The sequence below is a fragment of the Streptococcus parasanguinis genome (genome assembly GCF_001074805.1).
In the GTDB taxonomy this organism is placed as follows: Bacteria; Bacillota; Bacilli; order Lactobacillales; family Streptococcaceae; genus Streptococcus; species Streptococcus parasanguinis_A.
This window is the reverse complement of sequence record NZ_JUPI01000113.1, coordinates 1-1659: the sequence shown is the minus strand read 5'-3', so window position 1 is coordinate 1659 and position 1659 is coordinate 1. Positions and strand designations below refer to the sequence as shown.

Annotated in this window: 1 protein-coding gene; it reads left to right on the top strand. The window is 52.1% G+C overall.

Annotated elements, in window-relative coordinates:
• Positions 1-1659, top strand: a 1659-nt coding sequence (essC, locus tag ADI76_RS07525) for a type VII secretion protein EssC (RefSeq protein WP_049515505.1), incomplete at both ends; no start/stop codon positions are given.

The following is a 1659-nucleotide window of genomic DNA, read 5'->3' as shown; positions in this document are numbered from 1 at the left end:
TTACCAAAGTTTGGCCGTGCCGATCGGTCTGCGCGGGAAGGACGATTTGGTCTACCTCAATCTCCATGAAAAAGCTCATGGACCACACGGCTTGATCGCAGGGACAACCGGTTCTGGTAAGTCTGAAACCATTCAGTCTTATATCCTGAGCCTTGCTGTCAACTTCCACCCACATGATGTGGCTTTTCTCCTCATCGACTACAAGGGTGGGGGAATGGCCAATCTCTTCAAGGATCTGCCTCACTTGCTTGGGACCATCACCAACTTGGATGGTGCCCAGTCTATGCGGGCCCTAGCCTCTATCAATGCGGAGATCCATCGTCGGGAGCGCCTCTTTGGTCAATATGGGGTCAACCATATCAACCAATACCAAAAGAAATTTAAACTGGGTGAAGCGACCGAACCGCTTCCTCACCTCTTCTTGATCAGTGATGAGTTCGCCGAGCTCAAGGTCAACCAACCAGACTTCATCAAGGAACTGGTCTCTATCGCGCGTGTCGGGCGTTCCCTCGGGGTACACTTGATCCTTGCGACGCAAAAACCTTCTGGGGTCGTGGATGACCAGATCTGGTCCAACTCCCGCTTCAAGCTAGCCCTCAAGGTAGCGGACCGTGGGGATTCCATGGAGATGCTGCGGACAGCAGATGCGGCTCAGATCACCCAGACCGGTCGGGCCTACCTCCAAGTCGGAAACAACGAAGTCTATGAACTCTTCCAAACCGCCTGGTCTGGAGCAGACTACCAGCCTGAGAAAGACCAGCTAGGGATCGAAGACCATACCATCTACTTGATCAATGAACTGGGCCAATACGAAGTCCTCAACCAAGACCTCTCCGGTCTGGATATGGCAGAAGAAATCAAGGAAGTTCCGACAGAGCTTGATGTCATCGTTCAGGAAATCAACCACTTACACCAACAAGAAGGCATCGCAGCTGTGGCCCAACCATGGTTGCCACCGCTCAAAGAGCGGATCACGCTGGATGAGTTGGACAAGGTCGTGCCGATCGAGGCTTGGCAAAAACGGACAGCTCCAAGCGTTCTAATCGGGGTCGCCGATATCCCGCAAGCGCAAAAACAAGAAGCGGTCGCTATCGATCTGTCAAAAGATGGGAATATCCTCCTTTATGGAAGTCCAGGGACAGGAAAGACGACTTTCCTCCAGACAGTCGCCATGGATCTGGCTCGCAAGCAGAGCCCAGAAAATCTGACCATGTACCTGCTTGATTTCGGGACTAATGGTCTAGCACCTTTGACACAACTGCCACATGTGGCTGATAGTCTCCTGCTCGATCAGACGGAGAAAATCCAGAAATTCATCCGGATCATCAATCGTGAGTTGGATCGCCGCAAGAAACTCCTCTCTGAGCATGGGGTCGGCACCATCGCTCTCTACCGTGAAGTAACCGGTAAGCAAGAGCCGACCATGGTCATCCTCATGGATAGCTATGAATCTATGAAGGACGAGCCCTATGAGACAGATCTCTTCAAGCTCTTCATGCGGATCTCTCGTGAAGGTCTCAGTATCGGTGTGCACTTGATCATCACAGCTAGCCGTCAGAACAACCTACGGGCTCAGCTCTATTCAAACTTCAAGCACCAGCTGACCTTGCCACAAAATGATATCTCTGAGATCCGCGGTATCGTGGGAGCAACCCCACT